Annotated in this window: 22 protein-coding genes and 1 riboswitch; all 22 genes read right to left on the reverse strand. The window is 35.4% G+C overall.

The window, feature by feature from the left end:
* Nucleotides 1–34: 34 nt before the first annotated feature.
* Complete coding sequence (gene der, locus ACEN33_RS01535) at nt 35–1,351, reverse strand: ribosome biogenesis GTPase Der (RefSeq protein WP_407090127.1); 1,317 nt, start codon at nt 1,349–1,351, stop codon at nt 35–37.
* 75 nt (nt 1,352–1,426) lie between these two features.
* Nucleotides 1,427–2,764, reverse strand: coding sequence for a 30S ribosomal protein S1 (gene rpsA / locus ACEN33_RS01540; protein ID WP_407090125.1), 1,338 nt, complete (start codon nt 2,762–2,764; stop codon nt 1,427–1,429).
* Nucleotides 2,765–2,900: 136 nt separating this feature from the next.
* On the reverse strand, nt 2,901–3,569 hold the full coding sequence (gene cmk / locus ACEN33_RS01545; RefSeq protein ID WP_407090124.1) for a (d)CMP kinase: 669 nt from the start codon (nt 3,567–3,569) through the stop codon (nt 2,901–2,903).
* A gap of 66 nt (nt 3,570–3,635) precedes the next feature.
* Complete coding sequence (locus ACEN33_RS01550) at nt 3,636–4,295, reverse strand: LysM peptidoglycan-binding domain-containing protein (RefSeq protein ID WP_407094430.1); 660 nt, start codon at nt 4,293–4,295, stop codon at nt 3,636–3,638.
* Between the two features lie 374 nt (nt 4,296–4,669).
* The gene (locus ACEN33_RS01555) at nt 4,670–5,275 is read right to left on the reverse strand and encodes an ECF transporter S component (protein WP_407090120.1); all 606 of its coding nucleotides are present in this window, start codon (nt 5,273–5,275) and stop codon (nt 4,670–4,672) included.
* A 110-nt stretch (nt 5,276–5,385) separates the two neighbouring features.
* Nucleotides 5,386–5,505: riboswitch (FMN riboswitch) on the reverse strand.
* Between the two features lie 117 nt (nt 5,506–5,622).
* Nucleotides 5,623–6,345: a pseudouridine synthase gene (locus ACEN33_RS01560; RefSeq protein WP_407090118.1), complete on the reverse strand. Its 723-nt coding sequence runs from the start codon at nt 6,343–6,345 to the stop codon at nt 5,623–5,625.
* Between the two features lie 4 nt (nt 6,346–6,349).
* Nucleotides 6,350–6,958 (reverse strand): SMC-Scp complex subunit ScpB, encoded by a 609-nt coding sequence (gene scpB / locus ACEN33_RS01565; protein ID WP_407090116.1) that lies wholly within the window; start codon nt 6,956–6,958, stop codon nt 6,350–6,352.
* Between the two features lie 5 nt (nt 6,959–6,963).
* Entirely contained in the window at nt 6,964–7,710 is a 747-nt protein-coding gene (locus tag ACEN33_RS01570) for a segregation and condensation protein A (protein WP_407090114.1), read from the reverse strand.
* A 27-nt stretch (nt 7,711–7,737) separates the two neighbouring features.
* Nucleotides 7,738–8,145, reverse strand: coding sequence for a GNAT family N-acetyltransferase (locus ACEN33_RS01575; RefSeq protein ID WP_407090113.1), 408 nt, complete (start codon nt 8,143–8,145; stop codon nt 7,738–7,740).
* 229 nt (nt 8,146–8,374) lie between these two features.
* A complete protein-coding gene (locus tag ACEN33_RS01580; RefSeq protein ID WP_407090112.1) occupies nt 8,375–9,175 on the reverse strand; it encodes a purine-nucleoside phosphorylase in 801 nt (266 codons plus the stop codon).
* A 14-nt stretch (nt 9,176–9,189) separates the two neighbouring features.
* Nucleotides 9,190–10,359, reverse strand: coding sequence for a phosphopentomutase (gene deoB / locus ACEN33_RS01585; protein ID WP_407090111.1), 1,170 nt, complete (start codon nt 10,357–10,359; stop codon nt 9,190–9,192).
* A 12-nt stretch (nt 10,360–10,371) separates the two neighbouring features.
* Complete coding sequence (xerD, locus tag ACEN33_RS01590) at nt 10,372–11,268, reverse strand: site-specific tyrosine recombinase XerD (protein ID WP_407090109.1); 897 nt, start codon at nt 11,266–11,268, stop codon at nt 10,372–10,374.
* Nucleotides 11,269–11,283: 15 nt separating this feature from the next.
* Nucleotides 11,284–12,144 (reverse strand): S1 RNA-binding domain-containing protein, encoded by an 861-nt coding sequence (locus ACEN33_RS01595; RefSeq protein ID WP_407090108.1) that lies wholly within the window; start codon nt 12,142–12,144, stop codon nt 11,284–11,286.
* 205 nt (nt 12,145–12,349) lie between these two features.
* Nucleotides 12,350–14,107 (reverse strand): pyruvate kinase, encoded by a 1,758-nt coding sequence (pyk, locus tag ACEN33_RS01600; RefSeq protein WP_407090145.1) that lies wholly within the window; start codon nt 14,105–14,107, stop codon nt 12,350–12,352.
* A gap of 32 nt (nt 14,108–14,139) precedes the next feature.
* Nucleotides 14,140–15,114 (reverse strand): 6-phosphofructokinase, encoded by a 975-nt coding sequence (gene pfkA / locus ACEN33_RS01605; RefSeq protein WP_407094440.1) that lies wholly within the window; start codon nt 15,112–15,114, stop codon nt 14,140–14,142.
* A 163-nt stretch (nt 15,115–15,277) separates the two neighbouring features.
* Nucleotides 15,278–18,634: a DNA polymerase III subunit alpha gene (locus ACEN33_RS01610; protein WP_407094431.1), complete on the reverse strand. Its 3,357-nt coding sequence runs from the start codon at nt 18,632–18,634 to the stop codon at nt 15,278–15,280.
* A gap of 122 nt (nt 18,635–18,756) precedes the next feature.
* Nucleotides 18,757–19,791: a tRNA preQ1(34) S-adenosylmethionine ribosyltransferase-isomerase QueA gene (gene queA / locus ACEN33_RS01615; protein WP_407094432.1), complete on the reverse strand. Its 1,035-nt coding sequence runs from the start codon at nt 19,789–19,791 to the stop codon at nt 18,757–18,759.
* Between the two features lies 1 nt (nt 19,792).
* Nucleotides 19,793–20,815, reverse strand: coding sequence for a Holliday junction branch migration DNA helicase RuvB (gene ruvB, locus ACEN33_RS01620; protein ID WP_407090102.1), 1,023 nt, complete (start codon nt 20,813–20,815; stop codon nt 19,793–19,795).
* A gap of 15 nt (nt 20,816–20,830) precedes the next feature.
* Nucleotides 20,831–21,430, reverse strand: coding sequence for a Holliday junction branch migration protein RuvA (gene ruvA / locus ACEN33_RS01625; protein WP_407090101.1), 600 nt, complete (start codon nt 21,428–21,430; stop codon nt 20,831–20,833).
* A 7-nt stretch (nt 21,431–21,437) separates the two neighbouring features.
* A complete protein-coding gene (msrB, locus tag ACEN33_RS01630; protein ID WP_407090100.1) occupies nt 21,438–21,875 on the reverse strand; it encodes a peptide-methionine (R)-S-oxide reductase MsrB in 438 nt (145 codons plus the stop codon).
* Nucleotides 21,876–21,886: 11 nt separating this feature from the next.
* Complete coding sequence (gene msrB, locus ACEN33_RS01635) at nt 21,887–22,327, reverse strand: peptide-methionine (R)-S-oxide reductase MsrB (protein ID WP_407090099.1); 441 nt, start codon at nt 22,325–22,327, stop codon at nt 21,887–21,889.
* Entirely contained in the window at nt 22,324–24,258 is a 1,935-nt protein-coding gene (gene mutL / locus ACEN33_RS01640; protein ID WP_407090098.1) for a DNA mismatch repair endonuclease MutL, read from the reverse strand. Before mutL ends, msrB (ACEN33_RS01635) begins: the two co-directional genes overlap by 4 nt.
* Between the last annotated feature and the right edge of the window lie 15 nt (nt 24,259–24,273).

Here is a 24,273-nt window from a genome sequence, read left to right on the forward strand (position 1 = left end):
TATTCTTGAATAAATCTAAACTAAAATTTAAGCATTATGAACGCGCACGTGTAATTATATGTACCGGAGTACCTTCAAAATAGAAACTTTCACGTAACTGGTTCTCTAAAAAGCGTTCATAACTGAAGTGCATTAACTCAACATCGTTCACAAACACAACAAAAGTTGGTGGGTTGATCGCAACTTGTGTCATATAGTAGATTTTTAAGCGTCTACCTTTATCCGTTGGTGTTGGATTCATCGCAACAGCATCCATTACTACGTTATTCAATACAGAAGATTGAACACGTCTTGCGCGGTTCTCGTGAATCATATTAATTAGTTCAGGTAGTTTATTTAATCTTTGTCCTGTTTTTGCACTCACAAATAAGATAGGTGCAAAACGTAAATATTGAAATTCTTTACGAATTTCTTTAGTAAACTCGTCGAATTTATTATTACTTTTGTCAACGGCATCCCATTTGTTAACAATAATAATAATACCTTTACCAGCTTCATAAGCATATCCAGCGACGCGTTTATCTTGTTCGATAATTCCAGTTTCAGCATCTAATACCATACAAACAATATCACTACGTTCAATTGCAGATAAAGCACGCATAACACTATACTTTTCAGTGTTTTCCCAAACTTTACCTTTTTTACGAATTCCTGCGGTATCGATCATTGTATATTCTTTACCATCAGCTGTTTTGAACTTAGTATCAACTGCCTCACGCGTGGTTCCTTCAATATTTGATACAATGACGCGTTCTTCCTTCAATATTGAATTCACTAAACTAGATTTACCTACATTAGGACGACCAATAAAACTGAATTTAATTGAATCATCATCATCTGTATCACTAGAATCTGATGGGAACAATTCCACTATCTTATCTAATAAATCACCAATTCCGGTCCCATGTGAACCAGATATTGGAATAGGATCACCTAAGCCTAAAGTATAGAAATCATAAATCATTTGTCGTTGTTCAGGATTATCTGCTTTATTAATCGCTAGGACAACTGGTTTATTTGTTCGATGCAGTCTTTGGGCTACTTCTTCATCCTCAAGAGTGACACCTTCTCTAACACTCGTCACCATTACAATAACATCCGCTTCATCCATAGCTAAATCTGCTTGGTAACGTACTTGATTCATTAATGGCTCATTACTCATATCAATCCCACCGGTATCAATCAAACGGTATTCTTTACCAATCCATCTACCTGTTGCATAAATACGATCACGAGTTACTCCTGGATGGTCTTCTACAATCGATACCCTCTCTCCAATAAGTCGATTGAATATGGTTGATTTACCAACATTTGGTCGACCTACTAAAGCAACTACTGGTACTTTACTCATTCATTTCACCTCCATAAATTAAGAAAAGACTGACTAATGAAAAGTCAGCCTCGTTCTTTAAGTCAAATATTATTCCTATTCACCTTTGAATTGGTCTAATTGATCACCTAACATGTCAGCTAAAGTAAATCCTGAATCGCTGTCATCAGATGAGTCTTGGAAGTTTCTTTGACGGTTTTGTTTTTTGTTTCCTGTATTACGTTTGTTGTTCTCACGACGTGGTTTGTTAGAGCTAGCTGCAGGAGCTGGAGATTCTTCCATACCTTCTGGTTGATCCAATAATGCTTTCACAGAAAGTGATAAGCGGTTTTGTTCTGGATCTACACTTAATACTTTAACATCAATTTCTTGACCTTCCTCAAGGCGTTCGTGAGGTGTCGCAATGTGTTCGTGAGCGATTTGTGAAATATGTACTAACCCTTCAACTCCTGGGAATACTTCAACAAATGCACCAAAGCTAGTTAAGCGTTTAACAGTTCCTTTTAATTCAGAACCTTCTGGAGCTTTTTCTTCGATGTTATCCCATGGGCCTGCTAATGTATCTTTAATAGATAAAGATACGCGGCCATCTTCTTCATCAACTGAAAGAACTTTAACGTTAACTGTTTCGCCTGGTGTTAAGTAATCACTTGGTTTATCAACATGCTCATGTGCAATACGACTAATATGAACTAATCCGTCCACTCCACCTAAGTCGATAAATGCACCAAAGTTTACTAAGCGAGCTACAGTACCTTCAACAACTGAACCTTCTTCTAATTCAGCTAAACGTTCAGCGTGTTTTGCTTCGCTTTCTTTACGTGCAATTTCTTTATGTGATAAAATTAAACGGTTTTCACTTGGTTCAATTTCAACAATAACGAATTTTAAAGTTTGTCCAACGTATGGTGTGAAGTCTTCTACGAAGTGATCTTCAACCATTGAAGCTGGAACGAATCCACGTACGCCTGCATCTACAACTAATCCGCCTTTTACAACGTTTTTAACTGGTGCTTCGATAGTTTCTTCGTTTTCAAATTTAACTTGTAATTCTTCCCAAACTTTTTTAGCATCTACACGTTTTTTAGATAATAAAAAGTTTCCATTTTCTTTATCTTTAATTGGTTTTAATACCACTAATTCGATTTCATCACCAATATTAACAACATCCGTTAATTCTTCAACAGGTGTAGCTGATAATTCATTGCGTGGAATAACTCCTTCAAGTCCGCCACTTTCTTGAATAGAAACACGTACTTGATTGTCATCAAAGGCTAATACATCACCTTGAACAGTATCGCCAACTTTAATTTCTTTAACACTCCCTAAAGCGTCTTCCATAGTTTCCATAGACTCTTCTACTTCTGTAGTTTCTGTCTCTTCAACCACTTCTTCATTTTCATTTAATTCTTGATTTTCTACAAACTCTGACATTTACCCAATTCCTCCTAAGCGTTACCTAAAAAATAGTGGTTCTTCTTATAATTTAAGAACCGTATATAAGCATATCATATCAAATATTCAGTCATCAGTCTAGTAAAATGACAATATAATAGCGATTTAACAATACTTATTTCTTAATATGATTAATTATTGTATTTACAACTTGTTCCACTGATAAATGATCCGTTTCTAACTCGATTGCATCGTCTGCTTTTTTCAACGGACTGTGCTCGCGATTTGAATCATAATGGTCTCTTGCGACAATACTTTCTTCTATTTCCTCAAGTTTTTGATTAGATAAGCCCTTTTCAATATTTTCATCGAAACGTCTTTTCGCTCGCACTTTCGCTGAAGCATTCAAGAAGAATTTATACTCCGCATGTGGTAGGACCACGGTCCCAATATCCCGACCATCCATGACTACTGAATGTGTACTTGCCATATTCCGTTGGTCTTCCACTAGTTTTTCTCGAACAAATGGATAAGCTGAAATTTCTGATACATTTGCTGTGACCACATCCGATCGGATTTCACGACTAACATTTTGATTATTCAAATACATTTCTTGAATACCTTTATCTGATCTTTTAAAACTTATATGAAGTGTTGGTAATATTTTTTCCACTCTTTCAACATCACTTACGTTTATACTATCTTGTAAAACAGCTAAAGTGACCGCTCTATACATTGCCCCTGTATCAATGTAGACAATATCAAGTTTTTTAGCAATGGCTTGTGCGACAGTACTTTTCCCTGATGAAGAGGGTCCATCTATGGCAATTTGAAAATTCGACATTAAAAATTCTCCTTTTAATCAAAATAAATAGAGACCTTTAACAGATCTCTATTCTATAAACTTATACTATGGTAATACGACTGTGTCTCCTGGGAAAATAGCTGTATCAGTTGTTGCCCCATTCGCACTTAATAATGCATAAAGATCTACGCCGGTATTTCTAGAAATAGCATACCATGAATCCCCTGCTTGAACTGTATATGTTCCGCCCGTTGTAGGTGGTGTCTCTACAGGTGTTTCAGGTACAACTGGTTCAGTTGGTGTAGGTGGTAATTCCGGTTCAGGCTCAACTTCTTCAATTGATTCTATTGGTTCTCTACTAATTTCTGAACTGGACTCTTCTTCACTTTCACTTTCGTCTGTGCTTGATTCACTTTCATCAGCACTTGACACTTGTGATAACTCAGAATTTCTAGAAAAATTAATCTGTTCAGCACTACGATTTGGTATTTCGTCATTATCTAATTGTGTATTCACAGAAATAAACAATAAGAAAGGCGCAATAACCGTAATTACAATAATTGCTAACAACACTTTAGAAAGTGTTGTTGCTTCTTTTGCTGGTTGGTTGCGTGCAGTTCTTGAATATTGACGGTTTTTTAAATTTTCATCTTCTCCAAATTTTCGATTCCAAGGTTTGCTTTCTTTTTTTGAAGGTGTCTCTTCAATAGTTTCTTCAACCTCAGATTCAAAAACGTCTTGATCTTTATCTTGTTCCTTAGACATAAGAATCCCTCCTAAATATGCATAGTTAATGATGATTCATTTTAATACATAGTTAACTTTCCCTATTATATTACCATAACTTAATCTTTTTTTTGCCAATAAAATAGATTTCTATTATCAATAACATCATACTGAAAAGAATCTGTAAAGCAATGGTAATAGAACAAACAGGTTTGCTTTATCATTCTACATTATACATTATTTTTCTGCTTATTCCACTACTATATGAATATATTCGTCATTAGTTTTGTTTTTTATGTTTTAAATTGATATCTCCATACAATAATTTTAGTACAATCTTTAACTACAAACAAATAAAAAGCGAGCAATTCACAATTTATGTGAACAACTCGCTTGTATATATATTATTTGTTTTAATTTGTTCTCAATAAATTATATCCAGGATAAATAGCATTTCTTTTTCTTAATAAATTTGGAACGATTTTGATGACCAAAATTTGACCTACACTTAAAAAGATACCTTTTATTAAATTAAATGGTGCTACAACAGCTAGAATATAACCGAAGTAATCATCAATTGGGAAATTCAACACGGTTGTATAAATTGGCAAAGCGATATAGTAATTTATTATCGACATTGAAACCACTAAACCGACTGTCAGAGTAATACTCATTAATACAGCTTTGAATTTCCAACTAACTTTCTTAAGAGAATTTAGAATGAAGTGTGTCGGAATAAACATAACAACTGATGCAGTAAAACTCATGACAGCTCCAATTGGAAATCCTGCTTGCCCGCCTTGTAAGATATAGTTAATAGTATCTCTGATAAACGCGACTACAACAATACCAACCGGTCCATGAATTAACATTCCAACCAAAACAGCTAAATCACTAAAATCAATCTTTAGAAACGGTGCAGCTGGTAAAATCGGGAAATCAAAGAATCTCAGAATAACTCCCCAAGCACCTAATATAGCCAATAACATCATAGTTCTAACCTGTGATCTTTTTTGCATTTTTCTTCTCCTTTTTCGTCCCAAGACTAAAAAAATACGCCTTCTCACCCTACTTTTCCCAGGGTAAAAAGACGTACTTTAAAAGAATATACTCAAAAAAGTGTATATCATTTAATCTTCTTCCATCCAGACTTTACTGTCGGTACTGGAATCTAACCAGATCAGCTCGATGACTCGAGTTCGTGGACTTTACCACCGGTCGGGAATTACACCCTGCCCTGAAGACGTATTGTATTTTATTTAATTATACCTTAGCATATTCAATTGAATAAGGCAAGTCGTTTGTGAAAAAACACACGAAATTTTAACTATCATCATTTCATGCACTCAATTTATTACTTTAAATTTTATTCATCTAAAGCAATCTTCTTTAACTTACCTACTTCAAAAGCTGTTAAATCACGCCACTCACCTGGCTGTAATGTACCTAAATCCAAGAAAGAGAATCGTTCGCGTTTCAAGCGGTAGACTTCATGTCCTACAGCCTCGAACATATTTTTCACTTGGTGATTCCAACCTTCATGTATTGTTAACTGTACAACGGAAGTTTTCTTTTCTTTATTAGTTGAAATAACTTTCGCTCGGGCTTTAGAAGTTTTCTTACCATCTATCATGACACCTTGCTCTAATTTAGTCAGTGCTTTTGTGTCAACAATACCGTTCACCGTTGCAATATATACTTTATCTATATTATAGCGTGGGTGAGTTAACAAATTCGCAAAATCACCATCATTTGTTAATAAAATTAAACCGGTTGTATCGAAATCTAAGCGACCGATAGGATAAATACGTTCTTCTACTCCCTGAATAAAATCAACAACTACTTTACGGTCAGTGGGATCACTCACAGCACTGATAACGTTTTTTGGTTTATATAACATAATATATTTTGGTTCTTCTTTATAAATAGGAACCCCATCTACTTCAATAACATCCGTCTTAGATACTTTTGTACCTAATTCCGTTACTAATTTACCATTTACTTTAACATGTCCATCTACGATTAAATCTTCACTTTTACGACGACTTGCGACACCCGCATTCGCCATTGCTTTTTGTAATCTTTCCATTTAGTTACTCATCCTCATTCTGATTATTTTCTTCGTCATATAATTCAATTGGCCATTCTTTCAAGTCAAACAATTCTTCGGAGGAAAGTTCTGCATTTAATGCAATGGGTTCAATTTCTGGTAAATCTTCTAATGTTTTTAAACCAAAATAATCCATAAAGTAATCGGTGACCCCGTATAACACTGGTCGTCCCGGTGCTTCAATCCTTCCAATTTCTTTGATCAAATCTCGAGATATTAGTTTTTGTATTAAACTACTCGAAGAAACACCTCTAATCTCATCAATAGCCATACGCGTAATTGGTTGGCGATAGGCTACAATTGATAATGTTTCAATCGATGCTCTGGTTAGGTTTTGTGAAAATGGAGCTTGAGCATATTTTTCTACATCTTTTGCCAATTCTTTTTTGGTAATTAATCGGTATCGTTGATTGAAATTCACAACTTCAAGCGCTGATGAATCATCCGTTTGAAAATTAAGTTTCAACTGTTCAAGACAGTCGTCAATGCTACTAATTGGCTCTTCTAAACTCTGAGCCAACTCTTGCCGACTCACCCCATCATCACCTGCTACAAATAATATACTAAATACTCTCTTTATTAACTCATTCACAAATCTTACTCCTCTAATTTCTTCATTTGAATTGGATCATCTTTACTTTTTTGAAGAAAGATTAGATGTTGCTTTCTTACTAATTCCAACATCGCTAAAAAAGTCGTTATAATTTCATTACGTGTTCCGTATTGGAAAAATTGATCAAGAGTCACTGAATCATTATCTGTATCAAACTGAAATGCAGCCATAATCTTATCCATCTGATCTGAAACCGTTAATGATTCATGTTGAATTTGTCTTTCAAGTGGTTCTCGACTCGCTGCTTTTTCAACAACACTGGCCATCGCCTCAGCTAAATCAGTCAGTGAAAGTGCATCTTCATCTAAAGGTACAAATTCTTGATACGAACTTAAATCAGCCATCTGACGTGAGAATAGTCGCGCCCTCTCATCTTGTTTGATTTGTAATTGAGTCGCAACGGTTTGGAATTGCTGGTATAAAAGCAATTGTTGAACAAGAATATCACGCGGATCACCCTCATCGTAATCTTCTTCATAATCTGGACTTGGTTCAATTGGTAGTAAGATATTACTTTTAATCTCTAATAACGTTGCAGCCATAACTAAATATTCTCCAATAATATCTAATTCTAGCTTATTCATTGCCTCAATATATTTAATATATTGATTAGTAATCTCAGTCATGGGAATATCATTGATATCAACTTCCATCTGTTTGATCAAATGAAGAAGCAAATCAAATGGACCTTGAAATGATTCTAATTCAATTCTTAATTCTGTGTTTTGCAAATAATCTCCCCATTACATTCGAAAATTCTATAAAGATTGATTATATTTTGTGCTCCATTTTGCTAAGATATCTACCGTATTCATCGCACCGATAACAGTGGCATTAGGGTGTTGCTTACGCAGTAGTTCATACATTTTATACCCGATACCTTCATCTCTAAAAGAAGGCACAACCGCAATTCGATGTACGATAATTGTTGTCGATGAGGGTGTATCTTCATTTTGAGACTCTAACGTATTTTTTTCAATACATATTAATCCAATAAAATTTTCACTTTCATCATTTTTATATAACAAAATATCAAAATTAGGATCTTCTCGGTATGACTCTAATAGACTGCTCATTTCACTCAAATTCGCTTTCTCATCGTCATAAGTGTAAGAAAGTAACCCTAATATAATTTTTTCGTTTTTGTTTTTTGAACTAATTAACATGGAAACCTCCTCGTCCCTTAATCACTTGAGTGATATTACCATGTTATGATAATTATTTCAAGAAATTGTACATTAAGTTGATTCTATATATAAACAAACACATTGAAAAAAGACATGATACTTCTTTATAATTCAAACTGTTTTTTAGTAGACAAAGAAATATAATCGACTACTAAGAAAACACAATTTATCATTATAAACTTATCCTGTCTTTTTCCAAATGCATTGGCTAAATTTGATTAATTAATTCTGTAATAAGTAATTTAAATCTTGGTTTTACTTTAGTAGAAACTTCAACAACCTCTTCATGATTCAATTCAGCTTGCATACCTGCAGCTAGATTAGTAATACAAGAAATACCAAATACTTCTAAACCACAATGTTTTGCAACAATGGCTTCTGGTACAGTTGACATTCCAACTGCATCTCCGCCCATCACACGTGTCGCTCTAATTTCAGCAGGTGTTTCATAAGTTGGTCCTGTAAACCAAGTATAAACACCTTCTTTAATTGGGAAGTCATTATCTTTAGCAATATCTTTTAATAATTGTTGACCGCGTAAACTATATGTTTCAGTCATGTCTACGAAACGTGGTCCATGTTCGCTAATATTTTGACCAATGAGTGGGTTGGAACCCGTAAAGTTCAAGTGGTCAGTGATAATCATTAAGTCACCAGGATTAAACGATTCATTTACGCCACCTGCAGCATTTGTAATAACAACTGATTCAACACCTAATTCATTAAATATACGCACAGGGAAGGTTACTTTGTCTAAGTCATAGCCTTCATAATAATGAAAACGTCCTTTTAAAGCGATAACTTTTTTCCCAGCAAGTGTTCCATATACTAATTTTCCGTCATGACCTTCAACTGTCGACACTGGGAAACTAGGAATATCAGAATAATCAAGTTGAATAGACTCTTGAATTTCGTCAGCTAAATCACCTAAACCAGATCCTAAAATCAATCCTACTTTTGGTTCTGTGATTCCTTTACTTTTAATATAATCAATAGCTTCTGTAAACATAGTTTATACCCCTTTTATTTTATTTGGTCTAGGAAAGATTGCCCTTCTTTAGTTTGTTTCACTGAGAAGTTATCAGAGATTGTCGCAGCAATATCACTGAAGTAAGTTGCATCTAATTCTTTTGGTTCGTTGATTGCTTTGCTATAAACTAATACTGGCACATATTCACGTGTATGATCAGTTCCAGTGAAAGTTGGATCATTCCCGTGATCAGCCGTAATAATTAATAAGTCATTATCAGCTAAGTGGTCTATCATTTCTGGAATACGGGCATCAAATTCTTCTAATGCATCTGCATATCCTTGTGTGTTACGACGGTGACCGAATTTAGCATCAAAATCAACTAGGTTTGTAAAGCTTATGCCTTTAAAGTCTCTATCCATCACTTTGATTAATTTATCGACACCATCCATATTACTTTCAGTTCGGTAGCCTTCGGTAATTCCTTGACCGTTAAAGATATCTTCGATTTTACCAATAGAAATAACATCAAATGATTCGTCTTTCAAGTAATCTAAAGTTGTTTTTCCAAAAGGACTTAATGCGTAATCATGTCTATTACTTGTTCTTTCAAAATTACCTTCTTCACCTAGATAAGGCCGAGCAATAATTCGACCAATCATATAAGGATCTTCTAAAGTTATTTCTCTTGCATACTCACAAATTTTATATAATTCTTCTAATGGTATTACTTTTTCATGAGCTGCAATTTGAAGAACAGAGTCCGCTGATGTGTAGACAATTAAATCACCTGTTTCAATTTGGTGTTGGCCTAATTCATCTAAAATTTCAGTTCCTGAAGCTGGTTTATTCCCTATAATTTTGCGACCAGAAAATGTTTCAATTTTTTCAATTAATTCATTTGGGAAGCCTTCTGGGAAAACTCGGAATGGTTGGTCAATACGTAGACCCATGATTTCCCAATGTCCAGTCATTGTATCTTTTCCTGCAGATACTTCTTCTAATTTAGTAAAATATGCAGTAGCATTTTCAACTGGTTCGATGCCTTTAATTGGCGCTATATTAGCTAAACCCATCTTTGTTAAGTTTGGTAATTTTAAACCAACCGTGTTTGCAATATTACCTAAAGTATTTGATCCAACATCGCCAAATTTTTTAGCGTCTGCTGCTTCTCCAATACCTACTGAGTCCATAACTAGTAAATGTATTCTATCAAATGTCATATTTTTACTCCTTTAATCTATCGCTCTTGGAAATGAGTTACGATATATTTCTTGTAGTCGCTGTTTGGATACATGAGTATAAATTTGTGTGGTGGAAATGTCTGAATGCCCAAGTAATTCTTGTACCATTCTTAAATCAGCCCCATTCTCTAACAAATGTGTCGCAAAGGAATGTCGCAGAATATGAGGTGACACTTCGTGATCAATCCCAGCCAAGTTAACATATTTTTTTAAATTTTTCCAAATTCCTTGCCGGGTAAAGTGTTTACCACGTTGGGTTAAGAATAGAATGGTAGAATCGGTCGATTTTTTAGCGTAAATTGGATAAACTTCTTCAAGATACTTTTTAATCCAAAAAAGAGCTTCTTCACCGATGGGGATAATTCGTTCTTTATCTCCTTTACCGACTGTTTGTATAAAGCCTAATTCGAGATGAAGTTCATTCATCTTTAATTGAGTTAACTCGCTGACCCGTAACCCCGTCGCATACATCACTTCTAATATCGCTCGGTCACGGATACCATTATTAGTTTCCGTATCCGGTGCTTCAAGTAAATGATTAATTTCTTTTGAACTCAATGTTTTTGGTAAATGTTTGCGATTCTTTGCCCCTTGGATTAAATCCATTGGGTTGTGATCCATCTTTTGTTCTCTAATTAAATAGTGGAAAAAGTTTTTTAAGGTCGAAATCATTCGATTCGTTGTACTCGCTGCAAATCCCGCTTTGTTTAGGCTTATAATATACAATTGTATTGTGTCTTTATTAATATTGTTAATTTCGTCAAGTTCCAGTTTGTTAATAAATGTAACAAACTTCTTCAAATCTCTCATGTAACTTTGGATGGTGTTTTGTGATTTTCCTTGGTCAATCAATAAATAACGTTCGTAATCATCTATTAATTCATCCATTCAATCACTCCTATACTAATCCTTCAGAAAAATTCCTTTTTCCTTCTCTTGTGTAACACGGCCGTTCTTCATCAATCTTCCAACGGCACGTTTGAATTGTGATTTACTCAACCCTAAATAATTTTTGATTTCTTCAGGATCTGATTTATCGTGTAGAGGTAAGAATTTATCAGGTGTCTTACTTAAGACCGCATAAATCATTTCTGAATCATCATCTAATGCTTCAAAAGCACGTGGTTTCGCAGATCCATTTAAAGTACCATCTTTATGAACATGAATAATTCTTAATTGTACTGACTCACCTACACGAAGTCGGTGTTCCATTTCACTTTCATGAACAAATATCTCGAAACCTTCGACAGATATCGCTTGAACACCCACACCTTTATTGCTTATTACTGTTGCACTAACTTCCTGATTCATCATACGGGCTGGTGCTTTGCGTTTTAATTTATTAAAATCCTCTTCTTGTGCTAGAACACCCCAAAAACGGTCTTTATTATCAACTTGATATGTTAAGTATAACTTATCTCCGTGACGAGGCCATTTTTTATTATCTTCTGGTAAATCATCCAGAGATACTACGATGTCTTTATTAATTAAACCAACATCAACGAAAATTCCAAGACTATATATTGATTGAATAACTCTTCCCCAACCATAATAACCAGGGCGTATATTTGGTAATTCTACTTGTAAGATGTTCGTCTCGTCTTTATCTTGATAGATTAATCCCTCTACTATTTCACCATTTTTATAAGTTTCATCAGTAGAATCCTTTGGAATATTAAATGTAATACCGTCTTTTTGGGCAAAATAGCTTAGATCATTTTCATCTATAATTTTTGCTTCAATTATGTCTCCAAATTGAACCATTTAAGCCCTCCTTCTTATAATTTTTACTGCTCTTTAATTTCTATTTTAACATAAAGTCGACATGGATTTCTTCATAAACATCCATTATAAACCTTGTATAATCATTGTTACCTGTATTTTATACGAAAATTCATAAAAAAATGAGCGCCATCAAATCGAAGTTAGAATACGTAGATTTGATGGTGCTCTTAATTAAAATATAAGATTAGATACTTACTGTTGCCCCACGGTAAATGCGTCCACGACGAGCATCTACTGTAACTAATTCGTCAGCTTTAATTGAAGATAATGCTCCTTCAACTGCAACAATAACTGGAATTCCACGTTCAAGTCCAACAACTGCAGCATGAGAAGTAATTCCACCTTCTTCAACAATAAGTGCTCCAGCTTTATTAATTGCTTCAGAATAATCAGCATCTGTGTTTTTAGCAACTAATACTGAACCAACAACTGTTTTAATATTTGCTTCTTCAGCAGAGTTTGCAATAACAGCTTTACCGATGTAGTTTCCGCTACCAACACCTTCACCTTGCGCTAACAATGTTCCGATTAATTGGATCTTCATTAAGTTAGTTGTACCAGATTCAGTTACTGGGACACCTGCAGTGATGATAATTAAGTCACCTTCACTTGCAAAACCTGTTTCTTGAACCAATTGAGTTGCTGAGTCTAACATCTCATCTGTTGATCCTGGTGCTTCGATTTCGAAAGCTTGTACTCCCCATGATAATGTTAATGAACGACTAATTTCGTTATCAAATGTCGCTGCAATAATATTAGCTTGAGGACGGTATTTAGAAATCATTTGAGCAGTATGTCCAGAACTTGTCGCTGCTACAATTGTATTAATAGCTAAGTTTCTAGCAGTATGTCCTACAGCTTGACCAATCGCTTCAGTTAAGTCACGTTTGTCATATTCTTTAAGAGTAACCGCATCTTGACCAACTAATGCTTCTTCCGTACGTAATGCAATACTTGACATTGTTTTAACAGCTTCAACTGGGTAATCACCTGCGGCAGTTTCACCTGATAACATAACTGCGTCTGTACCATCAAAGATTGCGTTCGCAACGTCACCGGCTTCGGCGCGTGTTGGACGAGGATTACTTTGCATTGAATCCAACATTTGAGTTGCAGTAATTACAACTTTACCAGCTTCATTACATTTTTTGATAATGTGTTTTTGCACAATTGGAACTTCTGGCGTTGGGATTTCCACCCCTAAGTCACCACGGGCAACCATGATACCATCAGAAATTTCTAAAATTTCATCTAAGTTATCTACACCTTCTTGGTTTTCAATCTTAGAAATAATTTTAACATTAGGACGTCCTTCTTCTTCAAGTACTTGACGAATTTCCATAACGTCTGATGCACGACGTACAAAACTTGCTGCAATAAAGTCAGCTCCTTCACGTACTCCGAAACGAATATCATTTTCATCTTTTTCAGTGATACCTGGTAGATTAAGTGATACGTTTGGTACGTTCACACCTTTACGAGATTTAAGAATACCGTTGTTTTGGATTTCTGTTACGATATCACCATTTTCGTGATCGATTTCAGTGACTAATAAATCAACTAAACCATCATCTAATAAGATGTGCCCGCCGACTTTAACGTCGTTAATTAATTGATCGTAAGTAACAGAGAATCTTTCTTCGGTACCAGCAACTTCTTCCATAGAAATTCGAACAGTTTTACCTTTATCTAATTTAACAATATCTGTTGCCATTAAATGAGTTCTGATTTCTGGTCCTTTAGTATCTAATAAGATACCTACGTTTTGTTTAGTTGCTTCACGAGCAGCTTTTAAAGTGTTGAAACGAACTAATTGCTCTTCATGATCACCATGTGAGAAGTTAAAACGAGCAACGTTCATTCCAGATTCAATTAATTGCTCCATTGTTTCTTGAGCGTCACTTGCTGGTCCTAAAGTACAAACAATTTTAGTTTTTTTAATATTCATTGATAATATTCTCCTTTTAATTAGATTTAATTTCCACGATCAGTTAATTCTTGATTTAATTGGAATAGATCTTGTCTAACATGGTGTTCAGTTTTTTCTAAAGTTTCTACAATATCAAATACAGTTAATTGCTCTTCACGAACACCTAAGTAGATAGCTTTTTGTCCTTCAATTATTAAGTCAACAGATCGAGCTCCCATTAAAGTTGCAAAGACACGGTCACGTGCAGTAGGTGTTCCACCACGTTGAATATGTGATAACGTAACACCGCGAACACTTTGATCCGGTGCTAATACTTGGAATTGTTCAACGAAATTATCAACATCCATCGCCCCTTCAGCTAGAACAACTAGAGAATAATCTTTACCTGCTGAGCGTCCTGCTTCTGTACGGCGAACAACATCTTCAATTAAAAATTCTTCTTCAGGGATAATAATTGCATCTGCACCCGCAGCTACCCCTGCCCAAATTGCGATATCTCCAGCGTGTCTTCCCATCACTTCTACAACAAATGTCCGATTATGTGATGCAGCAGTATCTGAAATTTTATCAATCGCGTCTAAGGCGACACTGACAGCTGAATCAAATCCAATAGTGTATTCTGTTCCAGGGATATCATTATCAATTGTTCCAGGTATTCCTACGGCTGGGAAACCTAATTTAGATAAACATAAAGCTCCTGCAAATGATCCGTCACCACCAATAACCACTAAAGCATCAATACCAAATTTTTCTAATTGGCTAATTGCTTTTTCTTGATACTCTTTGTGTTTAAATTCAGGATAACGTGCTGAATATAACATTGTTCCACCACGTCGAATGTTATGATGCACATCTGAGAGTGTTAGTAGTCGGAAATCTCCTTCTACTAAACCACGATAACCATAGTATACTCCATAAACTTCTAAACCATGATGAATCCCCTGCTCAACGACTGCACGAATAGCTGCGTTCATACCAGGAGCATCACCACCACTAGTTAAAACGGCAATACGTTTGATTTCCATTTTCCACCTCTAATTCAATAATACAGATTGGTAAGATTTTTACCACTGCCGTTATTTTATCATTATTCATATATAAAGTCATATAATTTCAATTCTTTTTTATGAAAGGAACGTTTTCATTTTCATTTTCTTGCTTTAATATAGGTAATTAAATGATTTATTTAAAAACTACTCGATCCTGACCAAAGATTTCTTTAAGTTGTTGTTGAACTCGATAACTATAACTAATTGTATAAGGCGAATCCAATTGAATTGTTTGTCGATTTCGGTCGACTAAAATGATATCAGCTGGTCCAAAGTTGTCCAAGGCCAATTGCTTCACATTCTCAATTTTTGCATGAGCTTGGGTGAAATCTTCTATTTGTATAAAACAACGACGAATGGTATTTGTTGGTGGTGGCATTTTTTGATTATTTTTATATTTACTGACGGGTTTTAATCCGTCAACGACGATTTGTAAGTTGTCGCGCCGGTCAACACCTACCGTACCTTCGATAATTAATATATTATCCTCTCTCAGTAATTGCATACTTTTTTGATAAATCATTGGAAAAACAACAAGGTCGATGGCGTAAAATTCATCTCCAACTGTTGAGAAAGCCATTAATTCATTTTTCTTTGTTCGGATTACTTTTACAGTCTGAACCAGTGCGATTAGTTTTACTTTTTTCTTTAATGGAGCGTTTACAGCATCAGAAATATTAATAAAATCAGGATCATTATTAATAATATCTTTATACGCATCTAGCGGATGCCCTGAAATTGTAAATCCGAGTGCTTCTTTCTCATGATTCAACCGTTCGATCAGTGAAAAATCTTCTTTCCATTCAATTTTAGGTTCCATTTCTTGAAATAAATTAATATTTTGGCCACTGAATTCAACGGATTGGATCATAGCAGGTAAATTATGTACCAATGTTGCCCGATTTGCACCAAATCCATCAAAAGCGCCAGCATAAATTAATGGCGATATCATATTTACTTTTAATAACTTGAGTGGTAATCGCTGAAGAAAGTTCAATAGATTTTTATATGCTCCCATTTGACTCCGGTCTTCCAGGATATGGTCAATAAGTTCTCCCCTAACACCATTGACTGAGTTGAAACCAATGCGCAAACCTTCATCAACATTAAATCCTGCCCCACTTTTATTAATATCCAACGGTAATAATTTCTGTAATCTATGTTTAGCCTCTTGGATATAATGATTAAAAGAAGTCGATTGCGAGCGCCCATTGTTTAATATCGCTTGATAAAATTCTTCTGTATAATTAGCTTTCAAATAAGCTAATTGATAGGCCAGGGTTGAATAAACAACGGCATGAGCTCGATTAAACCCATAATTACTAAATTCATATATATAATTGTAGACAACTTTAGCAGCCTGTTCTGTATGACCTTTATTGATGGCTCCATTCACAAAATGCTCTCTTTCCTTTTCCATGACGTCTACTTGTTTTTTCCCCATCGCACGCCGTAAAATATCCGCTTCACCCAGAGAAAATCCAGCCATATCAACGACAATTCGCATGACCTGCTCTTGATAAACAATAATTCCATAAGTCGTATTCAATATTGGTTCTAAGACTTCGTTGACGTACTCGATTTTTTCCTTGCCGTGCTTTCTTCGAATAAAGGAATCAATTTCTTTCATTGGTCCTGGTCGATACAGTGCATTAACGGCGACTATATCTTCAAAGTTTTCTGGCTTCAATCGTTTTAGTACATCTTTAATTCCGTCTGATTCAAATTGAAATACCCCATTTGTATCGGCTTCCTGAAACAGTTTAATCGTTTCATAATCATCCATTGGTATATCTTGTGCTAAGAGATCGATATTTTTATTTACTTTAATATTTCGGATAATATTATCAAGAATTGTTAAGTTTCTTAATCCTAAAAAATCCATCTTTAATAAGCCCATTTGTTCGACATCGTTCATTGTAAACTGTGTGATTAACAAATCATTCTCACGATCTTTGACGGGAATAATCGAATCAAGCGGAAAATCATTAATTACTACTGCTGCCGCATGGGTCGAATTATGACGAGGTAATCCTTCTATAGTTTGTGCCGCATTAAAAATATCTCGATTAAATTCGCTCTCTGACACAATTGCTTGTAATAATTTGGATTGTTTGACTGCTCTCTCTAAAGTCATTAATTGGTTTTGATCAGATGGTATTGCTTGCGACCAACGTTTTAGTTGATCACTTTCCGCACCAACGACACGCAAAGTATCTCGAATTGAAGCTTTCGCACCAAAGGTTCCCATAGTTACAATTTGAGCGACTTGTTCATGTCCGTATCTTTTTTGAATGTATTTTAATACTGCTTCTCTTTTATTATCTGGAATATCGATATCAATATCGGGCATATTGTAGCGTTCTGGGTTTAAAAAACGTTCGAATAATAAATCAAATTCGATAGGATCAACTAATGTAATTTGTAATAAATAACTGACCAGTGAACCCGCTGCCGAACCCCTACCCGGTCCGATTCGAATATTTTTCTCATGACAATATTTGATAATATCCCATACAATTAAGAAGTAGTCACTGAAGCCCATTCGATCAATGACTTGCAATTCATGATTTAATTGCTGGATGTATGTTTCATCTTGACTTTTGGCTATTTTCTCTAGTTGATTGAACGTCAATTCTTTGACATATTCTGAGGCCGTTAAATCATCAGGCGCTTGATACTTTGGTAAATAGGATTGGCTTGAATCAATGGCCACATTCAATTTTTCAACAAGTTTTTCTGTATTATTCCAAACTTCTTCTAATCCGTTATTAACATACATTGAACGAAGTGTTTCTTTTGGAAATAAAAAGTTTGATCCTTTTGAATAACGTAATGAATGATCAATCGTTTCATTGTCTTTAATGGATTCGAGGATTTGTAAACTGAAAGCTTCGTCTTCTTTTAATGAATTTACTAATTGAGCTACCACTTGTTGGATATGATTTTCCTGCGCAAAATGTGATAACATCTCAATTTCGAATTTGTTGTAGGGATAGATTGTCATTCCCATAAATACATGATTATTTCCGAATACTTGATTAAGATAAGTTACTATCTTCTTTCCATGTTCGCCATCCTCATGAATAATGGCTTGTTCCATCTCACTCAATCTTCCCGATGATATATATACTAAATCAGTTGCTTGTTGTTCTAAATAAGCCCAAACTTCTAAATCATCAATGTGATTATTTTCGACCATTCTTGAAATTTTTATTAGATGATGATAACCTGTTTCACTCTTTGTATACAGCATAAATGGGTAACGCTCATCTTGTCTGATTCCACCAATTAGCGTAATGTTTAAACCAATTAAAGGCTTCAAACCCATCTTTCTCGCTTGTGTGTAAAATTGTAACGCTCCGTGAAGCACTTGATTATCTGCTAAGCCAATCGCATCATAACCTAATCGTTTGGCTTCTTTAATATAATCATTGATTCTTAACGTACTACTCAAAAGTGAATACTCACTTTGAACATTTAATAACATCGGATCACCTCCTAATCATTCTCGTTAATATCATACCATATCGCTTCTATTCCCTCTATCTTCAAACTTTGAGAGAGAAAAAAACACCTTGTTGGTTTGACCAACAAAGCGCTCAAATTTACTTACAAAATTAACATTGCATCTCCAAAACTAAAGAATCGATACTCATTGTCTACAGCATGTCTATAAGCTTGCAGTATTCTTTCTCGGTTATAGAATGCACTAACTAACATCACTAACGTTGATTGAGGTAAGTGGAAGTTCGTTATTAAATGATCCACTGCTTTAAATTCATAACCAGGTGTAATAAAGATTGATGTCCAACCTGAACCTGCTTTAATTTCTCCGTTATTATCATTTGCAATTGTTTCTAGGGTTCTAACAGAAGTTGTTCCAACTGCTACAATTTTTCCGCCATTATCTTTAATTTTGTTAATGCGCTCAGCACTTTGAGCACTTAAGTTATAAAACTCAGAATGCATTTCATGTTCTTCTAGATTTTCAACAGACACTGGTCTAAATGTTCCTAAACCTACATGCAGTGTTAGTGGAATAATTTCAATTCCTTTTTCTTTTGCTTGTTGAAACAACTCATTTGTAAAATGTAAACCGGCTGTTGGTGCAGCTGCCGAACCATTTTCTTTTGCATAAACCGTTTGATAACGCTCTGGATCTTCGAGTCTTTCTTTAATATATGGTGGGAGCGGCATTTGACCTAATGTCTCCAATATTTCTAAAAAGACACCTTCGTATTCAAATTCAATGATTCGCCCACCATGCTCTAATTCTTCTTTAACTACTGCGCGAAGTTGAGCTTCTTTACCAAATTCGATGACCGTTCCTACTTTGGCTCGACGCGCGTGTTTAACTAACACTTCCCACTCATTACCTTGAGTATTATTTAATAGTAATACTTCTAGATGTCCACCGGTATCTGGTTTTACACCAAAGATGCGTGCTGGAATTACTCGCGTTTCATTGACTACTAAAGCATCTCCAGGATTTACAAAATCTATGATATGTTTAAAATCTGTGTCTTCCAAGGTATCGTCTTCTCTATTAAGAACTAAGAGACGCGAAGCGCTTCGGTCTTCTAGGGGTGTTTGAGCGATTAAATGCTCTGGTAATTCATAATCAAAATCTTTTGTCGTTAACATTTTATTCCTCTTTCGTTTCCATCCATGGGTAGCCTAAGTGTTCATATGTCTTTTTAGTTGCTACTCGGCCTCTGGGTGTTCTTTGGATAAAGCCATTCTGTAATAAGTAAGGCTCATACATATCAATGACTGTCTCTGTATCTTCACTGATGTTTATCGCAATCGTACTTAGCCCAACCGGACCACCATCATACAATTCAATCATTGTTGATAGTAATTTTCGGTCTACGCCATCTAAACCGTACTCATCAATATCAAGAATTTGCAGAGATTCGTCTGTTACTGATTGAGTTATTCTTCCATTACTTTTAACTTGTGCAAAATCTCGCACACGTCTTAGCAATCGATTCGCAATTCGGGGAGTTCCTCGGCTCCTTAAAGCAATTTCTTGCGCGCCATGGTCATCAATCTCAATTTGGAAAACATTTGCTGTTCGATTAACAATTGCTTTTAAATCCTCTGTATTATAGTATTCCAAATGAGACACAATCCCAAATCGGTCTCTTAAAGGTTGTGAAAGCATTCCTGCTCTCGTTGTTGCCCCTATCAGTGTGAACGGTGGCAATTCAAAGTGGATAGGCTGACTTGCTGATCCTTGCCCAATGACGATATCAACAAAATAATCTTCCATCGCAGAATACAATACTTCTTCAATTATACGAGGAAGACGATGAATCTCGTCGATAAAGAGAACGTCGCCTGGATTTAGTTCATTCAATATCGCTAATAAATCCCCAGGTCTTTCTATGGCTGGACCACTCGTTGTTTGTATTCCAACTTCTAACTCATTTGCAATAATCATTGCTAATGTTGTTTTACCTAAGCCTGGAGGGCCATAAACTAAAATATGGTCTAATGCTTCTTCACGCATTTTAGCTGCTTGTAAATAGACTGACAATTCTTTTTTTAATTTGTCTTGACCAATATAATCTTTAAGTAATTTAGGTCGAAGCAGTAATTGTTCTTGCATTTCTTCTGCTTCATTTAACGGTTCGTTTTGTAAAATACGGTCTTCATGACTCATACTCTGCCCTCCTTGTTAGTTTTTAATTAATAATTTGAAGGCATAACTCAAGCCGTCTTGGGTTGAGTTAAATTGCTCAGCCTTTATTGCTTTCTCAACACGTTTAATTTCACGTTGCGAGTAACCAAGACCTTCGAGTGCTTCGATGACTTTCTCATTAATCTCATCTGATGCACTTGTGCTTTGTGATGTGTCACTCTTAGCTACTTCAGAGGCAAAGTCTAATTGCCCTCTTAGGTCTAGTACCATTTGTTGGGCAGTCTTTTTACCCACACCTGGAAATTTCGTTAAATACTGGCTATCTCCCGATTCAATCGCTTGAATTAACCCATCATGATCATCTAAAGCTAAGATAGATAAAGCACTTTTAGGTCCAATCCCGGATACTTTATTTAATTTATGGAATAATTGTTTTTCGTTGGCATCGTAAAAACCGTATAAAGTCATCGAATCTTCTCGAGTGACTAACTCAACTTGACATTGAACGGTTTGACTTAAGTAGTCTTGCCAACGAAAAGGATTGGCTGTAATAATTTTATAGCCAATCCCATTCACATTAATAACAATATATTGTGGCGTAACAGAGTGTAATATTCCTTCTATAAATTCATACATAGTCTAATTACTCCACTTGGCTTTTATATTCACTGTAGCCCGCTTCATCCATTTCCTCAAAAGGAATGAATTTTAATGAAGCTGAGTTAATACAATAACGTAAGCCACCTTGATCTTGTGGTCCATCGTTAAATACATGTCCTAGATGTGAATCAGCATCGGTACTTCTCACTTCAGTTCTAACCATCCCATGACTTAAATCGGTATTTTCGACAATATTTGTCTTCGTGATTGGTTGTGAGAAAGATGGCCATCCGCAACCCGCATCATACTTAGTACTACTTAAGAATAAAGGTTCACCACTTACGATATCTACGTAAATGCCTTTTTCATAAAAGTCATCATACTCTCCCGTGAAAGGTCTTTCTGTTCCTTCGTTTTGTGTTACTTGATATTGAGTTTCATTTAAATTTTTAATTTGTTCTTGATAATCTAATTTAGCCATTATACTCACTCCTATTTTACATATTTAAGATATTCGCTATATCCTTTTTCTGCCATCTCTTCTTCAGGAATAAATCTTAATGCCGCTGAGTTAATGCAATAGCGCAGGCCACCCAATTCCTCTATCCCATCTGGAAATACATGACCTAAGTGTGAATCGGCATCGGAACTGCGGATTTCAGTACGTTTACGGTTCAAGCTGAAATCATCATGTTCAGTAACAAATGATTCTTCAATTGGCTGTGAAAATGATGGCCAACCACAACCCGCATCATACTTATCTGAACTTGAGAATAACGGTTTTCCACTGACAATATCGACATATATACCTTTTTCATAGAAATCATCGTATTCTCCAGTGAACGGACGCTCCGTCGCACTTTCTTGTGTCACATTATACTGTAATTCATTTAATTTTTTAATATTTTCATTGGATTTTTCTGCTTTACTCATCTAAATACCCCTCTCTCGTGTGTATCTTGGATTCGTTTGAATAGTTTTTCTAATGTGTTGTGATCAAATTCGACAAATACAGGACGGCCATGTGGACAATGGTATGGATCTTCTAATCCATCTAGTCCATGAATTAAAGCAATTGCTTGTTTATCATCTAAATAATGATTCGCTTTAATCGCGCCCCGACAACTTTGCATAATAATTGACCGTTCTTTTAATTCTTGAACTGTCAGATTCGGTTGCTTATTCAAAAGTTCTACTAAATCCGTTACTAATCCTTCGACCTCTTCATAATACAACCAATCCGGATAACTTTCCAACTTATAGCTTGTAGGCCCCATCAATTCCAAATAAAGACCTAATTTCTCGAATTGATTTTCTAATTCGCTAATGATCTCCATTTCACTTGTCGTAAAATTGATGATAATTGGCATAAGTAGCTGTTGTTGGATAGTAACATCGACCTCTTCGTTCATTAAGTCTTCATAACGGATGCGTTCTTGAGCCGCATGTTGGTCAATTAAATAAAATCCAGTCTCATTTTCTGCGATTAAATAGGTCCCATGAATTTGACCGACATATCTTAAACTGTAAAAGTCTAAGGAATATCGTTTGCTTTCTTCTACAGGTTGCTTGTTTGTTGTTGAAGAATCGAAGTCATTTGTTTGAATTGTTTCGTTCGTTGGTTCACTTCGCTGATAGATTACATCAGTTGGTTCTCCAATGGAACCACTTCGATTTGTGCCATTATTATTGAGCGCATGTTGCAATTGTTCTTTATAATCCATCGGTTTCGCTTCGGATTCTGTGTTTTGAACCCAGTCCGGTTCGATATTTGTTGGCGGTGCTTTTTGCGAAAAGTTAAACTGAACTGGATTATAATTTGTATTGTTTCTATTAACATTGGGCAAATCACTTTCTTCTAAAGAAGGAATTGGATTGACTACATCTAACGTTTGGTGCACCGCTTGTGTAATTAACTCACTTAATTCATCTTCCTTACTTAAACGTAACGTTTGTTTCGTTGGATGCACATTCACATCCACCAGTCTTGGGTCGAGTTGAATTCGAATAATAGCGATGGGATAACGCCCAATCATCAATTGTCTACCATACGCTTTAATTAACACTTCATCTAACATATAACTCTTCACTGAACGACCATTAATAATCCAATGGATATATTGTTTGCTCGTACGAGTTAAGGTCGGTTTAGATATAAATCCATTGATTGAAAAATCATCCGATTCGCTTTGGATTGAAATTAAATCTCTTGCAAATGCAGGTTGATACACACTCGCAATCACTTGTTGGAGATTACCGTTTCCATGACTGGCGAAAATCTCTTGACCATTGTGGGTCAGTTTAAACCGAATAGCAGGATAGGCTAAAGCAATATTTTGTATGAATTTCAAGGAATGACTTAATTCTGTCTTGATTGTCTTTAAATGCTTAAGACGGGCTGGTGTATTGTAGAATAAACTATTCACTTCAACCGTTGTACCAATTTTTGCTTGAGTCAATCCTTCTTCAATGATTTTAGACCCTTCTATCTCAATAAAATGTCTACTATCGTCATCTTCTGTCATTGACTCGACACGAACCTTACTTACAGAACCAATACTTGCTAGAGCTTCTCCACGGAAACCTAAGGAATTGATATTGAATAAATCTGTTGATTCATATATCTTACTTGTTGCATGTGCCATAAACGCCATTGGCAAGTCTTCGGCAATAATCCCTTTACCGTTATCGGTCACTTTAATTTTTTGAATACCTGCTTCGATTAATTCAACAATAATTTGTGTACTTTCAGCATCTATGGCATTCTCCACTAATTCTTTTACTACCGAGGCTGGTCGTTCAACGACTTCCCCTGCAGCAATTTGATTCGCCAAAAAGTCAGGCATTTGCTTAATAATTCCCACTATATCACCTCCAAC

It is taken from the genome of Ruoffia sp. FAM 24228, from assembly GCF_045528575.1.
GTDB classification, from domain to species: Bacteria; Bacillota; Bacilli; order Lactobacillales; family Aerococcaceae; genus Ruoffia; species Ruoffia halotolerans.

Bases quoted from the DNA above. Each gene is read 5' to 3' on its own strand.
- ruvB (WP_407090102.1), bottom strand. From the start codon at position 20,815: ATGAGTCATGAAGACCGTATTTTACAAAACGAACCGTTAAATGAAGCA.
- ACEN33_RS01550 (WP_407094430.1), bottom strand. From the start codon at position 4,295: ATGTCTAAGGAACAAGATAAAGATCAAGACGTTTTTGAATCTGAGGTT.
- ACEN33_RS01610 (WP_407094431.1), bottom strand. From the start codon at position 18,634: ATGTTATTAAATGTTCAAAGTGAGTATTCACTTTTGAGTAGTACGTTA.
- der (WP_407090127.1), bottom strand. From the start codon at position 1,351: ATGAGTAAAGTACCAGTAGTTGCTTTAGTAGGTCGACCAAATGTTGGT.
- deoB (WP_407090111.1), bottom strand. From the start codon at position 10,359: ATGACATTTGATAGAATACATTTACTAGTTATGGACTCAGTAGGTATT.
- ACEN33_RS01595 (WP_407090108.1), bottom strand. From the start codon at position 12,144: ATGGTTCAATTTGGAGACATAATTGAAGCAAAAATTATAGATGAAAAT.
- cmk (WP_407090124.1), bottom strand. From the start codon at position 3,569: ATGTCGAATTTTCAAATTGCCATAGATGGACCCTCTTCATCAGGGAAA.
- ACEN33_RS01555 (WP_407090120.1), bottom strand. From the start codon at position 5,275: ATGCAAAAAAGATCACAGGTTAGAACTATGATGTTATTGGCTATATTA.
- ruvA (WP_407090101.1), bottom strand. From the start codon at position 21,430: ATGTATGAATTTATAGAAGGAATATTACACTCTGTTACGCCACAATAT.
- rpsA (WP_407090125.1), bottom strand. From the start codon at position 2,764: ATGTCAGAGTTTGTAGAAAATCAAGAATTAAATGAAAATGAAGAAGTG.
- ACEN33_RS01560 (WP_407090118.1), bottom strand. From the start codon at position 6,345: ATGGAAAGATTACAAAAAGCAATGGCGAATGCGGGTGTCGCAAGTCGT.
- queA (WP_407094432.1), bottom strand. From the start codon at position 19,791: ATGTTAACGACAAAAGATTTTGATTATGAATTACCAGAGCATTTAATC.
- xerD (WP_407090109.1), bottom strand. From the start codon at position 11,268: ATGGATGAATTAATAGATGATTACGAACGTTATTTATTGATTGACCAA.
- msrB (WP_407090100.1), bottom strand. From the start codon at position 21,875: ATGGCTAAATTAGATTATCAAGAACAAATTAAAAATTTAAATGAAACT.
- msrB (WP_407090099.1), bottom strand. From the start codon at position 22,327: ATGAGTAAAGCAGAAAAATCCAATGAAAATATTAAAAAATTAAATGAA.
- ACEN33_RS01580 (WP_407090112.1), bottom strand. From the start codon at position 9,175: ATGTTTACAGAAGCTATTGATTATATTAAAAGTAAAGGAATCACAGAA.
- ACEN33_RS01575 (WP_407090113.1), bottom strand. From the start codon at position 8,145: ATGTTAATTAGTTCAAAAAACAAAAACGAAAAAATTATATTAGGGTTA.